Source organism: Geodermatophilus sp. SYSU D00710 (assembly GCF_054050195.1).
Window position 1 is genome coordinate 1 of the sequence record NZ_JBJGYX010000065.1, and the last position, 17,664, is coordinate 17,664.

Consider the following 17,664-nt stretch of genomic DNA (forward strand, 5'->3'; position numbering starts at 1 on the left):
GGCTCCGCCGCCAGAGGCCCCCGCCCACCCTGCAGCCCAGCCCGGGAACTGCCGCGGAAGTCCCCGGGGTCAGCCCTCGACGAGGGCGCCGTGGGCCGCGGCCACCTGGACGGCCTGGGCGAGGTCGAGACGGACGCCGGTCAGTTCCAGCGCCCGCCACGGCCAGGCCTCGGTGGCCGCGCCGCGCAGGTCGGAGCCGCGCAGCCTCGTCCCCTGCAGCCGGGCGCGGTCGAGGTCGGCGCCGGTGAGGTCGCACTCGCGCAGGTCGGCGTCGGTGAGGTCGGCCTCGCGGAACCGCTGACCGGACAGGTCGCTGCCCGAGAGGTCCACCCCCCGCAGCGACGTCCAGCTCCAGTCCGAGTCGGTGCTGGTCAGCGGCCGCACCGTGGCGCCGACGAACTGCGAGCCGGTGAGCTTGCAGCCGTCCCAGACGACGTCGATGAGCCGGGCGCGGTCGAACCGGCAGGAGAGGAACGCGCTGCCGCGGTGCCGGGCGCCGCTCATCCGGACGCCGGTCAGCACGCAGGAGTCGAACACGCAGCGCCGGGTGACCAGCTCGGTGAGGTCGGCGTCGTCGAAGCGGCAGCGGGTGAAGGTGACGCCGTCGAGCTCGGCGCCCCACCAGTCGACGCGGGCGAGGTCGGCGTCCTCGAGCTCCTCCCCCGGCTCCGGCGGGCGGACGTGGGGCCGCCCCCTCAATGCGCGAAGTGGCGGGTGCCGGTCAGGTACAGCGGGACGCCGGCCGCCCGCGCCGCGGCGACGACCTCCTCGTCCCGCACCGACCCGCCCGGCTGCACGACCGCCCGCACCCCGGCGTCGAGGAGCACCTGCAGGCCGTCGGCGAACGGGAAGAACGCGTCGGAGGCGGCGACCGACCCGGCGGCGCGCTCCCCCGCCCGCGTCACCGCGAGCCGGGCGGCGTCGACCCGGTTGACCTGCCCCATGCCCACGCCGACGGTCGCCTTGTCGTGGGCGAGCAGGATCGCGTTGGACCGGACCGCGCGCACGCTGCGCCAGGCGAAGACGAGGTCGTCGAGGCCGGCGGCGTCCAGCGGCTCCCCGGTGGCGAGGGTCCAGGTGGTGGGGTCGTCGCCGGCGGCGTCGATGCGATCGGCGGTCTGCAGCAGCAGCCCCCCGCTGACCGGCCGCGTCTCCACCGCCGGCCGGCCGGCCTCGGGCAGCCGCAGCAGCCGGATGTTCTTCTTCGCCGTCAGCACCTCGACGGCGTCCGCGGTGAACGACGGCGCGACGACGACCTCGGTGAACACGCCGGCGACCTGCTCGGCCATGGCCAGGTCGACCTCGCGGTTGGCCGCGATGACGCCGCCGAAGGCCGAGACCGGGTCGCAGGCGTGCGCCTTGCGGTGGGCGGCGGCGACGTCGGTGCCCACCGCGATCCCGCAGGGGTTGGCGTGCTTGACGATCGCCACGCACGGGTCGTTGTGGTCGTGCGCGGCCCGCCACGCGGCGTCGGTGTCGACGTAGTTGTTGTAGGACATCTGCTTGCCGTGCAACTGCTCGGCGTGCGCCAGCCCGGGCTGCCCGCTGCGGTAGAGCGCCGCCCGCTGGTGCGGGTTCTCGCCGTAGCGCAGCACCTCGGCGCGCTCCCACGCGGCACCGGCCCACGCCGGGAAGCCCGACTCGTCGTCCGGGGCCAGCACGTTGCCCATCCAGGAGGCGACCGCGATGTCGTAGGTGGCGGTGTGCCGGAACGCCGCGGCGGCCAGCCGCTGCCGCTGGGCGAGGGTGAACCCGCCGCCGGCGACCGCGGCGAGCACGTCGCCGTAGCGGGCCGGGTCGACGACGACGGCGACCGACGGGTGGTTCTTCGCCGCGGCGCGCACCATCGCCGGGCCGCCGATGTCGATCTGCTCCACGCACTCGTCCGACGTGGCGCCCGAGGCCACGGTCTCGGTGAACGGGTAGAGGTTGACCACCACGAGGTCGAACGCGGCGATGCCGAGGTCCTCGAGCTGGCGCAGGTGCTCGGGCCGGCGCCGGTCGGCGAGGATCCCCGCGTGCACCGCGGGGTGCAGGGTCTTGACCCGCCCGTCGAGGCACTCCGGGAAGTCGGTCACCTGCTCGACCGGGGTGACCGGGACGCCGGCGTCGGCGATGCGCCGCGCCGTCGCACCGGTGCTGACCAGCTCCACGCCGACGTCGGCCAGGCCGCGGGCGAGCTCCTCGATGCCGGTCTTGTCGTACACGCCGAGCAGGGCCCTGCGGACGGGGACGCGGTCGTCGGTTCCGGTCACTGGGGCTGCCTCCGTCCCGGTGACGAGTCGCGCCACCGTCTCCACCAGGAGCGTGCGCTCCACGGCCTTGATCCGTTCGTGCAGGCGGTCCTCGTCGTCGCCGGGCAGCACCGCCACCTCGCGCTGGGCCAGCACGGGACCGGTGTCGACGCCGGCGTCGACCAGGTGCACGGTGCTCCCGGTGACCGGCACACCGGCGGCGAGCGCGTCCCGGACGGCGTGCGCGCCGGGGAAGGCCGGGAGCAGCGCGGGGTGGGTGTTGACCAGGCGGCCCTCGTACCGGGCCAGGACGGCGGGGCCGACGATCTTCATGAAGCCCGCGGAGACGACCCAGTCGGGGTGGTGCGCGGCGATCGCGCCGGCCAGCGCGGCGTCCCACGCGGCCCGGTCGGGGAAGTCGCGCAGCCGCACCGTGAAGGTGGGCAGGCCGCGGCGGCGGGCGTGCTCCAGCCCGGCGGCGTCGCGGTCGCTGCCGACCGCGACGACCTCGGCCGGGTACTCGGCGTCGTCGGCGGCGGCCAGCAGCGACGCGCACAGCGACCCGGTGCCCGACAGCAGCACCACGACCCGCGCCCGCTCGGGACGTACGGGGGCCGGCACGCCGCCGATCCTAGGAGGACCCCCCGCTCGGGACGGCGCCGGTCAGTCGTACGCGCGCCAGCGGGTGACGGCCGCGGCGACGGCGGCGGCGATGCCGGCCTGCACCGCCACGGCGAGCCCGGTGGCCAACGGCGGGGCGCCGACGTCGGCCAGCGCGCCGTCGCCCAGGGAGCCGCCGGCGACGGCCACGGCCAGCCCGCACGCGACGCCGAGCAGCACCCCGGCGAGGACACCCCACAGCCCGGCCGACACCGAGCCGCCGTCGTCGTCGGTCATCCGGCGGCCGAGCACGGTCCCGGTGACCAGGCCGGCCAGGGCGGGGACCGCCTGCGAGGCGAACGCCAGCAGCGGCACCGCCTGGGTGTCGGGCAGGGCGGCCAGCAGCGGCAGCGCGGGGACCGGGCCGAGGCTGACACCGTGCACCGAGACCACGGTCGCGGAGCCGACCGCGAAGCCGGGCCCGGCGGCCACCCCGAGCGCGGCGGCGGCCGCGTTGGGCAGCAGCAGCGCCCCGAGCCCCAGCAGGCCGAGGACGCCGGCGCCCGAGCCGCCCAGCGACCCGGCGACGGCGGCGTACCCGGCGGCGTCGGAGGCCAGGGCGACGGCGACCACCGCGCAGCACAGCCCGGCGGCGGTGAGCAGCCCGGCCAGCACGGCGGGCAGCACCGGCCGCGCCCGCCCCGGCAGCCGGTCGAGGAGGTCCTCGAGCAGGCCGCTCTCCCGCAGCACGCCCCAGCCGACGGCGAGGACGGCGAGGACCGCCGCGCCGGCCGTGCAGCGCAACAGGTCGGTGCGCGCACCGGGCCCGTCGACGGCGAGTGCCACCAGCACGACGAGCAGGGCGTGGACGGCGGTCCCGGTCCCCACGACGACCCCGGCGGCGCCCGGCCCGGGCGGTTCGGTCACCCGTGCGACACCCCGGCCGGCGCGGGCCAGCCCGAACGCGACGGCGAGGGTGACCAGCAGCGGTGCGAGCACCAGCGGGCCCGAGGACAGCCGGAGGCCCCCGCCGTTGGCCAGCAGCCACAGCTGCCCGGCGACCCGGGCCGAGCCGCCGACGGGCAGGCCGCCGGTCGGGTCGAGCGCCTGGACGACGACCAGCGCCAGGCCCAGCCCGACGAGTCCCAGGACGGTCACCGCGGCGGTGGCGGCGGCCGCGAGGGCCACGGGGTACCCGGCCCGGCGCGCACCGGGCGCCTGCTGCCCGGGCAGGGGCAGACGTGCCAGCAGGGAGACCACGTCCCCACTGTCGCAAGCGCGGCCGCCGTCTGTCCGCCGCACGCGCCGGAGCGGTCCCCCGGACGCCGGTGGGGGCCGGCGGCAGCTGCCGCCGGCCCCCACCGGGACGGGTGCGCCCCCCGGGGCGCGCAGGTGCGCTCGGGTCAGGACGAGCCCTGGCCCGAGGCGCTGGAGCCGCCGGGACGGCCCGGGTCGGTGGCCGGCGGGGCGACCGGCAGGCCGTGCTGCGGGCCGGGCTGGCCGTAGGAGGGGCCGTGGGGCCCCGGCTGGCCGTACTGCGGAGCCGGCTGGCCGTGGGGCTGGGTCGGCTGCGGCTGGTCCCAGGGCTGCCCCGGCCGGCCGTGCTGCGGGCCGTGGGCGCCGGGGTCGGCCGACGGCCCGGGAGACGCCGACCGCCCGTAGTCGGGGGCCTGCTGGTTCGCCCACTGCGCCGCACCGGCGAGACCGCCGGTCAGGGCCGGCTTGTCCCTCAGCTCGGGCAGGAGCCGGAGGACGGCGAACGCGGCGACGGCCGCGCTGACGAGGAGCGCGAGCAGGCCGACGAGGCTGAACTCCCACGAGAAGGTCTGGATCCAGGCGATCAGCGTGAGCAGGAGCGCCAGGCCCGTCAGCCCCACGGTGACCCAGCTGCGCGGGAAGCCCAGACGCAGGTCGGTGAACGCCGGCAGGACCGCCCAGACGGTCGCGGCGAGGAGGAGGACGAAGGCGAACGGGACCAGCCCGCTGAACGAGAACCCGTTTACGTCGTAGTCGTCGCCGAAGTAGTACCCCTCGAGGTCCACCCACGGCAGGATCGCGAGGACGAGGTAGGCCAGCGTCCCGGCCGCGATGGCGTGGTCGGCGACCTTCAGGCGCTTGAGGTCGAACCCGGCCCCGGCCGGACGCGGCGCCGGACCCTGGTGCGCCCCGAACGGCGGCTGGCCGTGGGGCGGCGGCGGGCCCTGCGGGGCGCCGTAGGGCGGCTGCCCGTACGGCGGGGCCTGCCCGTAGGACGGCGGCTGGCCGTAGGGCGAGGGCTGCCCGTACGGGGCGGACTGACCGTACGGCGGGGCCGGGGGACCCGGCTGCGGCCGGCCGTAGGGGGCCTGCTGTCCGTACGGGGACTGGCCGTACGGCGGGTGGTCCTGGGGTGTGCCGTACGGCGGGGGCTGCTGCCCGTACCCCGGCTGACCGCCCGGACCCGGCTGCCCGGGTCCCCCGGGCTGCTGGGGCGGCTGGCTGGACGTCATCGCTCGGCTCTCCTCGGCACGTCGGTACGGCGTCGCGGATGCTCTCCTCCGCGCTCTCCAGCCTGCAACCTCGCCACGCACCGCCCGGTCCCCGGGGCCGAGATCGTGACCGCGTCGCAACCGGCGCGGCCACCGTCGGACGGCCGGCCTTCAGGCGGGCGCGGCGATCGCCTCCACCTCGACCTGCTGGCCGGGGTGGCCGAGCACGGCCACGCCGAGCAGCGTGCTGGGCGGGTCGTGGTCGCCCAACGCTCCGCGGACGACGTCCGAGGCTGCGACCAGGTCCTCCCGGCGGGTCGTGGCCACGTACACGGTCGTGCGGACGACGTCGCCGAGGTCGGCTCCGGCCGCCCGCAGCGCCGTGCGCAGGTTGGCCATCACCTGCTCGGCCTGCCCCGCGACGTCGCCCGCCGCCACGGTGGCGCCGTCGGCGTCCAGCGGGCAGGCGCCGGCGGTGAGCACCAGCGTGCCACCCGGCACGACGGCCGCGTCGGCGTAGGGGGCGCCCGCCAGGTCCGGTGTACGGACCAGGCGGGCGCCCCCCGGCTGGCTCACGCCGACCGGGAGCCGACGATCTCCCGCATCAGGCGGGCGGTCTCCGACGGCGTCTTGCCGACCCTGACCCCGGCGGCCTCGAGGGCCTCCTTCTTGGCCTGGGCGGTGCCGGCCGAGCCGGACACGATCGCGCCGGCGTGGCCCATGGTCTTGCCCTCGGGAGCGGTGAACCCGGCGACGTAGCCGACCACGGGCTTGGTGACGTTGGCCTCGATGAAGTCCGCGGCGCGCTCCTCGGCGTCGCCGCCGATCTCGCCGATCATCACGATCGCCTCGGTCTCCGGGTCGTCCTGGAAGGCCTGCAGGCAGTCGATGTGCGTGGTGCCGATGACCGGGTCGCCGCCGATGCCGACGCAGGTGGAGAACCCGATGTCACGCAGCTCGTACATCATCTGGTAGGTCAGCGTGCCCGACTTGCTGACCAGGCCGATCCGGCCCTGCTTGGTGATGTTGGCCGGGATGATGCCGGCATTCGACCGCCCGGGGCTGATCAGGCCGGGGCAGTTCGGGCCGATGATGCGGGTAGAGCCGCCCTGGGCGTGCGCCCAGAAGGACGTGGAGTCGTGCACCGGGATGCCCTCGGTGATGACCACGGCGAGCCCGATCTGGGCGTCGACGGCCTCGATGACGGCGGCCTTCGCGCCGGCCGGAGGGACGAAGACGACGGTGACGTCGGCGCCGGTCTCCTTGACCGCCTCGGCGACGCTGCCGAACACCGGCACGCTCGCGCCGTCGAAGTCGACGCTCTGGCCGGCCTTCTTCGGGTTGACGCCGCCGACGATCGCGGTGCCGGAGGCCAGCATGCGCTGGGTGTGCTTGCGCCCCTCCGAGCCGGTCATGCCCTGGACGATGACCTTGCTGTTCTCGTTGAGGAAGATCGACATCTCTGCAGTCCTTGTCTGGGGCCGGATCAGGCGGCGAGCTCGGCGGCCCGGCGCGCGGCGCCGTCCATCGTGTCCACCAGGGTGACCAGCGGGTGGTTGGCCTCGGCGAGGATCCGCCGGCCCTCCTCGACGTTGTTGCCGTCGAGCCGGACGACGAGCGGCTTGGTCGCCTCGTCACCGAGCAGTTCGAGGGCGTGCACGATGCCGTTGGCCACCGCGTCGCACGCGGTGATGCCCCCGAAGACGTTGACGAAGACGCTCTTCACGGCCGGGTCGGACAGGATGATGTGCAGCCCGTTGGCCATGACCTCGGCCGAGGCGCCGCCACCGATGTCGAGGAAGTTGGCCGGCTTGACGCCGCCGAACTCCTCGCCGGCGTAGGCGACGACGTCGAGGGTGCTCATGACCAGCCCGGCACCGTTGCCGATGATGCCGACCTCGCCCTCGAGCTTGACGTAGTTGAGGTCCTTCTCCTTGGCCGCGGCCTCGAGCGGGTCGGCCGCGGCGGTGTCCTCGAGGGCCTCGTGCTCCGCGTGCCGGAAGCGGGCGTTCTCGTCGAGGCTCACCTTCGCGTCGAGCGCGAGGACGAGGCCGTCGGGGGCCTTGGCCAGCGGGTTGACCTCGACCAGGGTGGCGTCCTCCGTGCTGAAGACGTCCCACAGCTGGACGGCGATGGCGATCACCTGGTCGCGCACCTCGGGGGCGAACCCGGCGGCGTCGACGATCTCGGCGGCCTTGGCGGCGTCCACGCCGACCGTGGCGTCGACCGGGATGCGGGCCAGGGCCTCGGGGCGCTCGACGGCGAGCTGCTCGATCTCCATGCCGCCCTCGACGCTGGCCATCGCCAGGAAGGTGCGGTTGGCGCGGTCGAGGAGGTAGGAGAAGTAGTACTCCTCGGCGATGTCGCTGGCCTGGGCCACCATCACGCGGTGGGTGACGTGCCCCTTGATGTCCAGACCGAGGATGTCCTGGGCGCGGGCCCGGGCCTCGTCGGCGTCGTCGGCGAGCTTGACGCCGCCGGCCTTGCCGCGGCCGCCGGTCTTCACCTGCGCCTTGACGACGACGCGGGTACCGATCTCCCGCGCGATCGCCTCGGCCTGGTCGGGTGTCTCGGCCACGCCGCCGGGCAGCACGGGCACGCCGTGCGCGGCCAGCAGGTCACGCGCCTGGTACTCGAAGAGATCCACGGACAGGCACCGTAGACCCCGCGCCGGAGGCCTGCCGCACCGGCGGTGGAGGCGGTGGGACGGGTCACAGGCGGGGCCGTCGGGCGGCTCCCGGGACCGGGTGGGTGCCCCTGACGACCCCGCTGGTCAGGGGGTGCCGGCGCGGCGCAGCGCCGCGACCACGTCGCCGGGCGGGGTGCCGTCGGCGAAGCGCAGCACGCCGACGGGCAGCCCGTCCGCGCCCCCGAGGACGAAGGCGGTGACGTCGTCGACGCCCGCAGCGGCCAGCCGGTCGAGCAGCGCAGCCGGGAGTCCGGGCGGGGGGCCGGCGACCCCGACGGCGTCGGCGTCCTCCTGGACGACCGTCGCGGCCAGCCGGTCGGCCGCCGTCGCCCCGGTGAGCACCACCTCCGCGCCGGCGTCGCGCAGGGCGCGCGCCAGGACGAGCGCCCGCGGGTCGTCGGAGCCGCCGGGCCCCGCGACGACGACCCGCAGCCGCTCGCCGTCGGTCACGCGGCGCGGCCCCGGCGCAGCCGCCAGGCCAGGACGGTGAGCACCGCGTAGGCCAGGCCGGCGGCCAGCAGCCCGGCGCCGGGGACCGTCCACTCCAGTTCGTCGGACGCGGCGGCGTCGCGCAGGCCCGACAGGCCCGCGGCCAGCACGGTCGCGGCGACGGCCAGGAACCCGCCGACGGCGGCGAGTCGCGGCCGCAGCGACGGCGCCAGCACCGATCCCAGGACGACGGCGCCGGCGAGCAGCAGGCCCCCGAGCAGGGCCAGGCCCGGTCGCTCGAGCAGCGCCTGCGGCCCCTGCTGCTCGACGACGACCTCCAGGCCCGTGGCCGGGTCGTCGACGACGCGGTCGGGGACGTCGGCGGCCGGCAGGGCCAGGCAGAGGACGGTGAGGACGCCGAGCACCACGGCCGCGCCGGCCAGCCCCGGCCGGGCGGGGTCGAGGGAGCCGCGGTCCTCCATGACCGTGCGACCCCAGGTCGCGGCGGCGCAGGCACCGGCGAGCACGGTCAGGCCGAGCGCCGCGAGCGCCAGCCACCAGCCCGGGCCGGCGTCCACGGAGCTGGTCAGCACCCGCTCCCCGGCGAGCACCTCGATGCCGGGCCGCACCGTGGACGAGCTGCCCCGGTACACCTCGATGAACAGCGCACCGAGCGCCAGCGCGCCGCCGACGCCGGCGTAGGCCAGCCCCAGCCGCGGCACCCGGCCGGCGGCCAGCCCCGTGCCGACGGCGACCGAGGTGACCGGGACGACCAGGCCGGCCAGCACCCCGCCGATCCCGCCGCCGAGGGTCAGGTCGCGGCCGCCGACGACCAGGTAGGTGGGAAACAGCGCGGCCAGACCGGCGAGGCCGGCGAGCACCAGGAGGACGCCGGCGACCCGGGCGGCGGGCGGGACGTCCCCGACGACGAGACCGTCGCCGGCGACGGCGGGCCCGGCCACCGCGGCACGGCTCGCGGCGGCCGGGACGCGGCGGTCGGCGGGGCCGCGGCCGCCCGCGCCGCGCCGGTCGGGCCGGGCCGCGGAGGCGGGGCGCCGGTCGCTCCCCGCCACGGCAGCGGAGCGCCGGGCGGTCACGCCGCGCGCCCGGTCGTCACGGGTGGTGCGCTCCGGGCCGGCCACGGGTCCCCCTTCGTCGTCGAGCAGTGTGGAGGGCGTCTTCGTCGAGATGTGTCACAGATCGGCCTCGATCTCGTCGAGACGCGGGATCCGGTCGTGTGACCGCTGCCACACGGGGGCATTACCGTCCTGTGAACGGAGCACAGCGGTGTGCTCCGGCCGCCGACGGGACCCCGACCCGTTCCGGGCCGACGAACGGGAAGGGCACGTCCATGCACTCGACCGCCGGCCCGGGGTCTCGTCCAGAGTCGCACACCCCCGAGGCCCTCCCCGGGACGCCACGGGACGTGCTGCGGGCCCTCGCGACACCGACGACGGTCGCCGGCGGACTGACCGAGCTGGCGTGGGTCGGCGCGCACGTGCTCATGTACCCGCTCGGCACGTGGACCGAGGTGCTGCGGCCCGACGAGCGCTGCCGCCCCGGCGAGCAGCCCCCCGCCGTCCGGGCGCTGTTCGCCGCCGATCCGCTGGCCGCACGCATCCCCGTCCTCCTCGTCCACGGCCTGGTCGACAACCGCTCGGTGTTCGCGCTCATGCGCCGCGGCCTGCGCCGCCGGGGCTTCGCGCAGGTGTGCACCTGGAACTACAGCCCGCTGCTCGGTGACGTCGCGCAGGGCGCCCGCGACCTCGGCGAGCACGTCGAGCGGATCTGCGCGCAGACGGGGCACGAGCGCGTGCACGTCGTCGGCCACAGCCTCGGCGGGCTCATCGCCCGGCACTACGTGCAGCTGCAGGGCGGCGGTCGCCGGGTCGAGTCGCTGGTGACGCTGGGCACGCCGCACGGCGGGTCCGTGCTCGCCCACCTGCTGCCCACGCCGATGGTCCGCCAGCTGCGGCCGGGGTCGGCGGTGCTGCAGGAGCTCGCCGCACCGGCCCCGGACTGGGACACCCGGATGACCGCCGTCTACAGCGACCTCGACCAGCTGGTCATCCCCACCCGCAACGGCCGGTGCGACCACCCCGACCTGCGGGCGCGCAACGTGCTCGTCCGCGGCCTGGGGCACATGTCGCTGCCCTTCCACCGCGGCGTCGTCGACGAGGTGGCGGCCACGCTCGCCGGGTTGCGCACGGCGGCGCCGGAGTCGCCGACGGCGGCCGCCGTCGCCTGAGCCCGCCCGGCCGGTCACGGTCCGGAGACATGACGACACGCGACGTGGCTTCCCCGGCAACGACCTGACGGAACGTTACGGTCCGATCACGGTGCCGGTACCCACCGGCGGGCGCCCCCGGGCGCCTCCACCGCCGTCGCTCCTCCGACGGGCCGCCGCACCCCGCGGTCCCCGGGAGCGTGGACGAAGGGGAACTGGGTGACCGCGCTCGTGGACTCCGCGGCCGGCCGTGCGTCGGCCGAGCCGGAGGCGACCGGTCGCATCCCCGGCCTCCGCCCGGTGGCCCCGGTGCCCCCCGCCGCCGTCCTGCCCGCCCGGACCACCCGGCGCGCCGCCGCGGCGCCGGCTGCCCCCGCGGCCGACGTCGCGACCGACGCCGTCCCCGCACCCGCACCCGCACCCGCGGACACCGGGACCCGTCCCGCCGCCCGCCGCTCCGTGCGCCGCCCGCCCGGCCGGCGCGGCGCGCTGTGGCTGGCCGCGCTGGTGGCCGGCGCGCTCGTGGCCGCCGTCCCGGGGTTCACCGGCAGCCCGGCCGGCTCCGGCACGGCCACCGCCGCCGACTACGGGCTCGGCGCCGCCGACATCGGCTTCACCGGGGACATCGACGACGCCGGCGTCCGGCTCGGCATCACCCAGGCCGAGGCCGCCGTCCGGCTCTCCGAGCTCGCCGCCTCGCGCGCGGCCCGCGAGCCGGAGACGGTGCTGCCGGCGACGGGCCGGATGACCACCTGCTTCTGCATGCGCTGGGGCTCGATGCACTACGGCATCGACCTGGCCAACGCGCTCGGGACGCCGATCTACTCGGCCACCGACGGCGTGGTCCTGCGCGCGGGCCGCGCCTCCGGCTACGGCAACGCCGTCTACATCCAGGACCCCGAGGGCAACGTGCACGTCTACGGGCACATGCGCTACTACGACGTCCGGGCCGGCGACATCGTGCACGCGGGCGACCAGATCGCGAAGATCGGCAACGAGGGCCAGTCGACCGGCCCCCACCTGCACTACCAGATCCACCGCGGTGGCATCAGCGGCCGGCCGATCGACCCCGAGGAGTTCCTGGCCGAGCGCGGCGTCACGATCTGACCCGCATTGCGCGTGTTCCTCCTGCGTGGGGGGGGGGGGGGGGGGGGGGGGGGCGGGCGGGGCCCGCCCCCCCCGCCCCGCCCCAGGAGCGGTGTGTGGGGGGGGCGGGCGGCGGGCCATAGAAGCGAGTCGTGCGCGTTTTGCCGCGGGTGGGGCGCCGGGGGGCCCCCCCCCCCCCCCCACGAGCAGGACCCGCAGAGGCCCGCGCTAGAGCTTGACGAGGGGGGCGTAGCGCAGCACGAGCCGCTTGGTGCCGCCCGAGCCGAAGTCGACCGTGGCCTGCGCCTTGTCGCCGACGCCGCTGACCTCGACCACGGTGCCCAGCCCGAAGGCGTCGTGGCTGACGCGGTCGCCCACCTCGACGGAGATGACCGCCCGGTTGCCCCGGCCGCCACGCAACCCGCCGGTGGACAGCCCGGTGGCCGCCACCCGCTGCTGGGCCGACCCGGTGCTCGGCGCCGGCAGCGGGTCGGTGCGCGCCCAGTGCACGGCGTCGGCCGGCAGCTCGTCGAGGAACCGCGACGGCGGGTTGTAGGCCGGCTGCCCCCAGCTGGTGCGCACCGTGGCGCGGGAGAGGAACAGCCGCTGCCGGGCGCGGGTGATGCCCACGTAGGCCAGCCGCCGCTCCTCCTCCAGCTCCTTCGGGTCGCCGAGCGCGCGCAGGTGCGGGAAGACGCCGTCCTCGAGCCCGGTCAGGAAGACCACGGGGAACTCCAGCCCCTTGGCCGTGTGCAGCGTCATCAGCGTGACGACGCCGGCCTCGTCGCCGGAGACGGGGATCTGGTCGGCGTCGGCGACCAGCGACACCTGCTCGAGGAAGTCGGTGACCGTGCCGCCGGGGTTGGCCGCCTCGAACTCCGCGGCCACCGAGATCAACTCGTTGAGGTTGTCGACGCGGCCCTCGTCCTGCGGGTCGGTGCTCGCCTCCAGCTCGGCGAGGTAGCCGGTGCGGTCGAGGATGCTCTCCAGCAGCGCCGCGGGGCCCGAGCCGGTCTCGACCAGCTGCTCGAACTCCTCCAGCAGCGCGACGAAGTCCTGCAGTGCCTTGAGCGAGCGCGGCGCGAGCGTGGTGATCTCCGGGCAGCGGCGCAGCGCCGTGGGGAAGGCGATCCGCTCCCGGTCGGCGAACTGCTCGATGCAGGACTCGGCCTTGTCGCCGATGCCGCGCTTGGGGGTGTTGATCACCCGGCGGAGGCTGACGACGTCGGCCGGGTTGGCGACCACCCGGAGGTAGGCCAGCGCGTCGCGGACCTCCTTGCGCTCGTAGAAGCGCACCCCGCCGACGACCTTGTAGGGCATGCCGACGCGGATGAACACCTCCTCGAACACCCGGGAGGCGTTGTTGGTCCGGTAGAAGACGGCGATGTCGGCGGGCCGGGCCCTGCCGGCGTCGACCAGCGCGTCGATCTGCTCGGCCACCCAGGCGGCCTCGTCGTGCTCGTTCTCCGCGACGTAGCCCTCGATCAGCTCGCCGTCGCCGGCGTCGGTCCACAGGTTCTTGGCGCGGCGGCCGGTGTTCTTCGCGATGACGGTGTTGGCCGCCTTGAGGATCCGCTGGGTGGAGCGGTAGTTCTGCTCCAGCAGGATCGTCGTGGCCTGCGGGTAGTCGCGCTCGAACTCGTCGATGTTGCGGATCGTCGCGCCGCGGAAGGCGTAGATCGACTGGTCGGCGTCGCCGACGACGCACAGCTCGGCCGGCGGGACCGGCCCCTCACCGGTGCCCACCAGCTCGCGGACCAGCACGTACTGCGCGTGGTTGGTGTCCTGGTACTCGTCGACCAGCACGTGCCGGAAGCGACGGCGGTAGTGCTCGGCGACGTCGGGGAAGGCCTGCAGCAGGTTGACCGTCGTCATGATCAGGTCGTCGAAGTCCAGCGCGTGCGCCTCGCGCAGCCGCCGCTGGTAGAGCGTGTAGGCCTCCTTGAGCACCTTCTCCGGCGCCGTCTGGGGGCTGAACGACTCCTCGTCGACGAGCTCGTTCTTCAGGTTCGACACCTGGGCGGCCAGGCTGCGGCCGGGGTAGCGCTTGGCGTCGAGGTCGAGGTCGCGGGCGACCATGGTCATCAGGCGCACGGAGTCGCCCTGGTCGTAGATCGTGAACGACGACTTCAGGCCCAGCTTGGCGGCCTCGGCGCGCAGGACGCGCACGCACATGGAGTGGAACGTCGACACCCACATGGCGCGGGCGCGCGGCCCCACCAGCTGCGCCACGCGCTCCTTCATCTCGCCGGCGGCCTTGTTGGTGAAGGTGATCGCCAGGACCTCGCCGGGCTGCACCCCGCGGGCGCCGAGCAGGTAGGCGATGCGGTGGGTGAGCACGCGGGTCTTGCCCGAGCCGGCGCCGGCGACGATGAGCAGCGGACCGCCCTCGTGGACGACGGCCTGACGCTGGGGGCCGTTGAGCCCGGCCAGCATGCGGTCCAGTTCCCGGCCGGCCGAGCCGGGAGCGGAACGCTGGAGCGCGGCGGTTCCGGGGAGGGCCTGCTGCACGCTGCTCATAGACACACCACTGTAGTTCGGACGGGCGACGGTCCCGTCCGCCGTGGCGGTCGCCCGTGGCGGTCGCCCGTGGCGCTGTGGCACACTCCCGACGTGCTGCTCGCCACCTCCAGCTTTTCCTACGGGCACCGGGTTCCGGTGTCCGTCGCCGCCGGCTGAGCAGCCGCCGCAACGAACGCCCCGGGCCCGAGGAGCCCGGGGCGTTTCTCGCTCCCGGGGTCCGACGGTCACACCGCCCCGCCAGGAGACCGAGATGAGCGCCACCCGCACCCCCGCCCCCGCCGACCCCGACGCCGACGGCCGCATCGCCGAGCTGCGTGGCGAGATCGACGCCTGCGACGCCGAGCTGATCCGGCTCGTGCAGCACCGGCTGGCCGTCTCGCAGGAGATCGGTGAGCTGCGCCGCGCCACCGGCGGCACCCGGCTGTCGCTGTCCCGCGAGAAGCAGGTGCTCGCCCGCTTCCAGGAGGCCCTCGGCGCCGACGGCGCGGCGCTCGGGATGCTGCTGCTGCGCCAGGGCCGCGGCCGCCTGTGAGGGACCCGATCAGGGCCGCTGGTCGGTGGGCGGGAAGTCGGCGTGCCGGTGGACCAGCCACCAGTCGCCCTCGATCCGCCGGTACACGTGCGTCACCCGGATCGTCATGTCCCGCGGTTCCCCGCCGTCGACGCGGACGGTCCCCTGCTCCGAGCCGACCGTGTAGGCGAGGTCCCCGCTGACGTCGACCACCTCGTAGCGCGGCACGAGCCGGCCGTCGCTGAAGCGGCTGCCCACCCAGTCGAGGGTCTTGGTGACGGCGTGGTGCCCCCTCTCGATCGGCCCCCAGGCGCCGAACAGCGTCACGTCGGGTGAGTCCGCCCAGCAGGCCGCGTAGGGACCGGGGTTGCCGGCGCCCATGGCGGCGAGGCCGTCCGCGACCCGGTCCAGCGCCCGGGACAGTGCAGGGTCCACGTCTGCTCCTCCCCCGACGGGCCGGCGCGGCCCGTCGTGCACCCGCCCCCGTGGACCGCCAGGGTCCGCCCGACCCGTCCCCGGCGGAACCCCGGACCGCGTGTCACACCGCGGAGGGCTGCGTCGTCTCCATGACGACCCCCGACGGAGAGGACGCCGCCATGACCGAGACCGGCACCGCCCGCATCCCGCTCGACCCGCCGCGCACCCTGGTCACGCGCGCCGTCGACTGGTACTCGCGCCGCAGGTTCGGCGCGACGCTCACCCCCGCGGCCGCGATGGGACACCACCCGCGGCTGCTGGTCACCCAGCTCCGCCACGAGCAGGCCCTGTCCCGGTGGGACCGGCTCGACCCCACCCTCAAGGCGCTCGCCGTCATGTCGGCGGCGGTGACCGTCGGCTGCTCCTGGTGCGTCGACTTCGGCTGGTGGGTGACCAGCCAGGAGGGCGTGGACCCGGCCAAGCTGCGCGCCGTCCCGACCTGGCGCGACGACGACGGGGTGCTCACCGACCTCGAGCGGCGGGTGGTGGAGTACGCCGAGGCCATGAGCACCACGCCGATGGGCGTCACCGACGAGATGGTCGCCGCGCTGCGCCGCGACCTCGACGACGCCGCCCTGGTCGAGCTGACGACGATGGTCGCCGTGGAGAACAGCCGGGCCCGCACCAACAGCGCCCTGGGCCTGCACAGCCAGGGCTTCCGGGACCGCTGCGAGCTCCCGGCGCGCGCATGACCGACCCGCTGCCCGTCTTCGCCGCGCACCGGCGGCTGCTGTTCACCGTCGCCTACCGGATGCTGGGCAGCGTCGCCGACGCCGAGGACGTCGTCCAGGACGCCTGGCTGCGCTGGTCGGCCGCCGGGCGGGACGACGTCGGCGACCCGCGCGCCTACCTCGTGCGGGTGGTGACCCGGCTGGCGCTGGACCGGCTGGACTCCGCCCGCGCGCGCCGGGAGACCTACGTCGGCCCGTGGCTGCCCGAGCCGCTGCTCACCGGGCAGGCCGGCGACCCGGCCGACGAGGCGGTGCTCGGCGAGGAGGTGTCGCTGGCCCTGCTCGTCGTCCTGGAGAGCCTGTCCCCGGCCGAGCGGGCCGTGTTCGTCCTGCGCGAGGCGTTCGGGATGCCGGCCGGTGAGGTGGCCGCCGTGCTCGGCCGCTCGGAGGCCGCCGTCCGGCAGCTCGGGCACCGCGCCCGGGAGCACGTGGCCGCCCGACGGCCCCGGTTCGACGCCGACCGGCGGGCCCACCGGGAGGTCACCGAGCGCTTCCTGGCCGCGTGCCTCGGCGGCGACGTCGACGCGCTGCTGGCCGCGCTGGCCCCCGGCGCAGTGCTGGTCACCGACGGAGGCGGCCGGACGAGGGCGGCGCTGCGGCCGATCGCTGGGGCGGGCAAGGTGGCCCGGTTCCTCGCCGCGGTCATCCCCGGAGGAACCTCGCTGCCCGGCCTGCGGCTGGACGTCGCGGAGGTCAACGGCCGGCCCGGGGTGGCGGCGTGGACCGACGCCGGGCCGTACGTCGCGGTGTCGCTGGTCGTGACCGACGGGCTGGTCCACCAGGTCCTCGTGGTGCTCAACCCGGACAAGCTGGCGGGTCTGGTGAGGTGACGGAACGGCCCTCCTGCAGGGGCCCGCCGCGAGCGGGCGAGTGGCGGGGGGCAGGAGGGTCCTTCACTAGGCTCCGCCGGGTGACCGCGCCCCCGCCTCCGGAGCCCGCCGCGCACGTCGAGCGCGTCCTGTGCGTGCTCGCCCACCCCGACGACGTCGACTTCGGCAGCGCCGGGACGGTCGCCACCTGGACCGCCGCCGGTACCGAGGTCACCTACTGCATCGTCACCGACGGCGACGCCGGCGGGTTCGACGAGACGCCGCGCGACCGGATGGGCCCGCTCCGCCAGGAGGAGCAGCGCGCCGCCGCGGCCGCCGTCGGCGTCACCGACGTCCGCTTCCTCGGCTACCCCGACGGCCGGCTGGAGCTGACCCTCGACCTGCGCCGCGACATCTCCCGGGTGATCCGCCAGGTCCGCCCGCAGCGGGTCCTGACCAGCTCGCCGGAGCGCTTCTGGGAGCGGATCGGCGCCAGCCACCCCGACCACATGACGGTGGGCGAGTCGACGCTGCGCGCGGTCTACCCCGACGCCCGCAACCCGTTCGCCTTCCCCGAGCTGCTCGCCGAGGAGGGGCTCGAGGCGTGGACGGTGTCGGAGGTGTGGCTGGGGGCCAGCCCGCGGGCCGACCACGCCGTCGACGTCACCGACGTCGTCGAGCTGAAGTTCGCGGCGCTCAAGAGCCACGTCTCGCAGGTCGGCCACGTGGAGGACCTCGAGGGCTTCCTCACCGGCTGGATGACCCAGACCGCCCGCCGCTTCGGCCTCCCCGAGGGCCGACTCGCCGAGGCCTTCCACGTCGTCCACACGGCCTGACCGCGGACACGGGAACGGGGCCGGCCCCGGAGGACCGACCCCGC

The 17,664-nt window shown here is 76.0% G+C and carries 17 protein-coding genes; 6 read left to right on the forward strand and 11 right to left on the reverse strand.

Going from position 1 to position 17,664, the window contains the following annotated elements:
* Nucleotides 1-69 precede the first annotated feature (69 nt).
* The 9 genes from ACI78U_RS21240 to ACI78U_RS21280 all read right to left on the reverse strand — a co-directional run bounded on the left by ACI78U_RS21240 (nt 70) and on the right by ACI78U_RS21280 (nt 9,562).
* Nucleotides 70-699, reverse strand: a complete 630-nt coding sequence (locus tag ACI78U_RS21240) for a pentapeptide repeat-containing protein (RefSeq protein WP_456877383.1) — start codon at nt 697-699, stop codon at nt 70-72.
* Nucleotides 696-2,855: a bifunctional phosphoribosylaminoimidazolecarboxamide formyltransferase/IMP cyclohydrolase gene (gene purH / locus ACI78U_RS21245; protein WP_456877384.1), complete on the reverse strand. Its 2,160-nt coding sequence runs from the start codon at nt 2,853-2,855 to the stop codon at nt 696-698. The genes ACI78U_RS21240 and purH overlap by 4 nt, the downstream gene beginning before the upstream one ends.
* Before the next feature lie 42 nt (nt 2,856-2,897).
* Nucleotides 2,898-4,094 carry a cell division protein PerM gene (locus tag ACI78U_RS21250; protein ID WP_456877385.1) on the reverse strand — a complete coding sequence of 399 codons (1,197 nt, stop codon included), beginning with the start codon at nt 4,092-4,094 and terminating at the stop codon, nt 2,898-2,900.
* Nucleotides 4,095-4,237: 143 nt separating this feature from the next.
* Entirely contained in the window at nt 4,238-5,323 is a 1,086-nt protein-coding gene (locus ACI78U_RS21255) for a hypothetical protein (RefSeq protein ID WP_456877386.1), read from the reverse strand.
* Nucleotides 5,324-5,473: 150 nt separating this feature from the next.
* Entirely contained in the window at nt 5,474-5,878 is a 405-nt protein-coding gene (locus tag ACI78U_RS21260) for a RidA family protein (protein ID WP_456877387.1), read from the reverse strand.
* Nucleotides 5,875-6,762, reverse strand: a complete 888-nt coding sequence (sucD, locus tag ACI78U_RS21265) for a succinate--CoA ligase subunit alpha (protein ID WP_456877388.1) — start codon at nt 6,760-6,762, stop codon at nt 5,875-5,877. The genes ACI78U_RS21260 and sucD overlap by 4 nt, the downstream gene beginning before the upstream one ends.
* Nucleotides 6,763-6,788: 26 nt before the next feature.
* On the reverse strand, nt 6,789-7,949 hold the full coding sequence (gene sucC, locus ACI78U_RS21270) for an ADP-forming succinate--CoA ligase subunit beta (protein ID WP_456877389.1): 1,161 nt from the start codon (nt 7,947-7,949) through the stop codon (nt 6,789-6,791).
* Nucleotides 7,950-8,075: 126 nt separating this feature from the next.
* The gene (locus tag ACI78U_RS21275; RefSeq protein WP_456877390.1) at nt 8,076-8,441 is read right to left on the reverse strand and encodes a methylmalonyl-CoA mutase; all 366 of its coding nucleotides are present in this window, start codon (nt 8,439-8,441) and stop codon (nt 8,076-8,078) included.
* Nucleotides 8,438-9,562 carry a hypothetical protein gene (locus tag ACI78U_RS21280; protein WP_456877391.1) on the reverse strand — a complete coding sequence of 375 codons (1,125 nt, stop codon included), beginning with the start codon at nt 9,560-9,562 and terminating at the stop codon, nt 8,438-8,440. The genes ACI78U_RS21275 and ACI78U_RS21280 overlap by 4 nt, the downstream gene beginning before the upstream one ends.
* A 284-nt stretch (nt 9,563-9,846) precedes the next feature.
* On the opposite strand from ACI78U_RS21280, the gene ACI78U_RS21285 reads away from it, so the two are divergent.
* Nucleotides 9,847-10,668, forward strand: coding sequence for a lipase family alpha/beta hydrolase (locus ACI78U_RS21285; protein WP_456877392.1), 822 nt, complete (start codon nt 9,847-9,849; stop codon nt 10,666-10,668).
* Between the two features lie 198 nt (nt 10,669-10,866).
* Nucleotides 10,867-11,754: a M23 family metallopeptidase gene (locus tag ACI78U_RS21290; RefSeq protein ID WP_456877393.1), complete on the forward strand. Its 888-nt coding sequence runs from the start codon at nt 10,867-10,869 to the stop codon at nt 11,752-11,754.
* A gap of 207 nt (nt 11,755-11,961) precedes the next feature.
* Here ACI78U_RS21290 and pcrA read toward each other — a convergent pair whose 3' ends face one another.
* Nucleotides 11,962-14,253 (reverse strand): DNA helicase PcrA, encoded by a 2,292-nt coding sequence (gene pcrA / locus ACI78U_RS21295; protein ID WP_456877394.1) that lies wholly within the window; start codon nt 14,251-14,253, stop codon nt 11,962-11,964.
* A gap of 43 nt (nt 14,254-14,296) precedes the next feature.
* Between pcrA and ACI78U_RS21300 the strand changes: the two genes are divergently transcribed.
* Nucleotides 14,297-14,788 (forward strand): chorismate mutase, encoded by a 492-nt coding sequence (locus ACI78U_RS21300; protein WP_456877395.1) that lies wholly within the window; start codon nt 14,297-14,299, stop codon nt 14,786-14,788.
* Between the two features lie 9 nt (nt 14,789-14,797).
* Here ACI78U_RS21300 and ACI78U_RS21305 read toward each other — a convergent pair whose 3' ends face one another.
* Entirely contained in the window at nt 14,798-15,202 is a 405-nt protein-coding gene (locus tag ACI78U_RS21305) for a YybH family protein (RefSeq protein WP_456877396.1), read from the reverse strand.
* Between the two features lie 161 nt (nt 15,203-15,363).
* On the opposite strand from ACI78U_RS21305, the gene ACI78U_RS21310 reads away from it, so the two are divergent.
* From ACI78U_RS21310 to ACI78U_RS21320, 3 genes are all read left to right on the forward strand, one after another.
* The gene (locus tag ACI78U_RS21310) at nt 15,364-15,936 is read left to right on the forward strand and encodes a carboxymuconolactone decarboxylase family protein (protein WP_456877397.1); all 573 of its coding nucleotides are present in this window, start codon (nt 15,364-15,366) and stop codon (nt 15,934-15,936) included.
* Nucleotides 15,933-16,805 (forward strand): RNA polymerase sigma-70 factor, encoded by an 873-nt coding sequence (locus ACI78U_RS21315; RefSeq protein WP_456877398.1) that lies wholly within the window; start codon nt 15,933-15,935, stop codon nt 16,803-16,805. Before ACI78U_RS21310 ends, ACI78U_RS21315 begins: the two co-directional genes overlap by 4 nt.
* Before the next feature lie 80 nt (nt 16,806-16,885).
* The gene (locus tag ACI78U_RS21320; protein ID WP_456877399.1) at nt 16,886-17,620 is read left to right on the forward strand and encodes a PIG-L deacetylase family protein; all 735 of its coding nucleotides are present in this window, start codon (nt 16,886-16,888) and stop codon (nt 17,618-17,620) included.
* Nucleotides 17,621-17,664 lie beyond the last annotated feature (44 nt).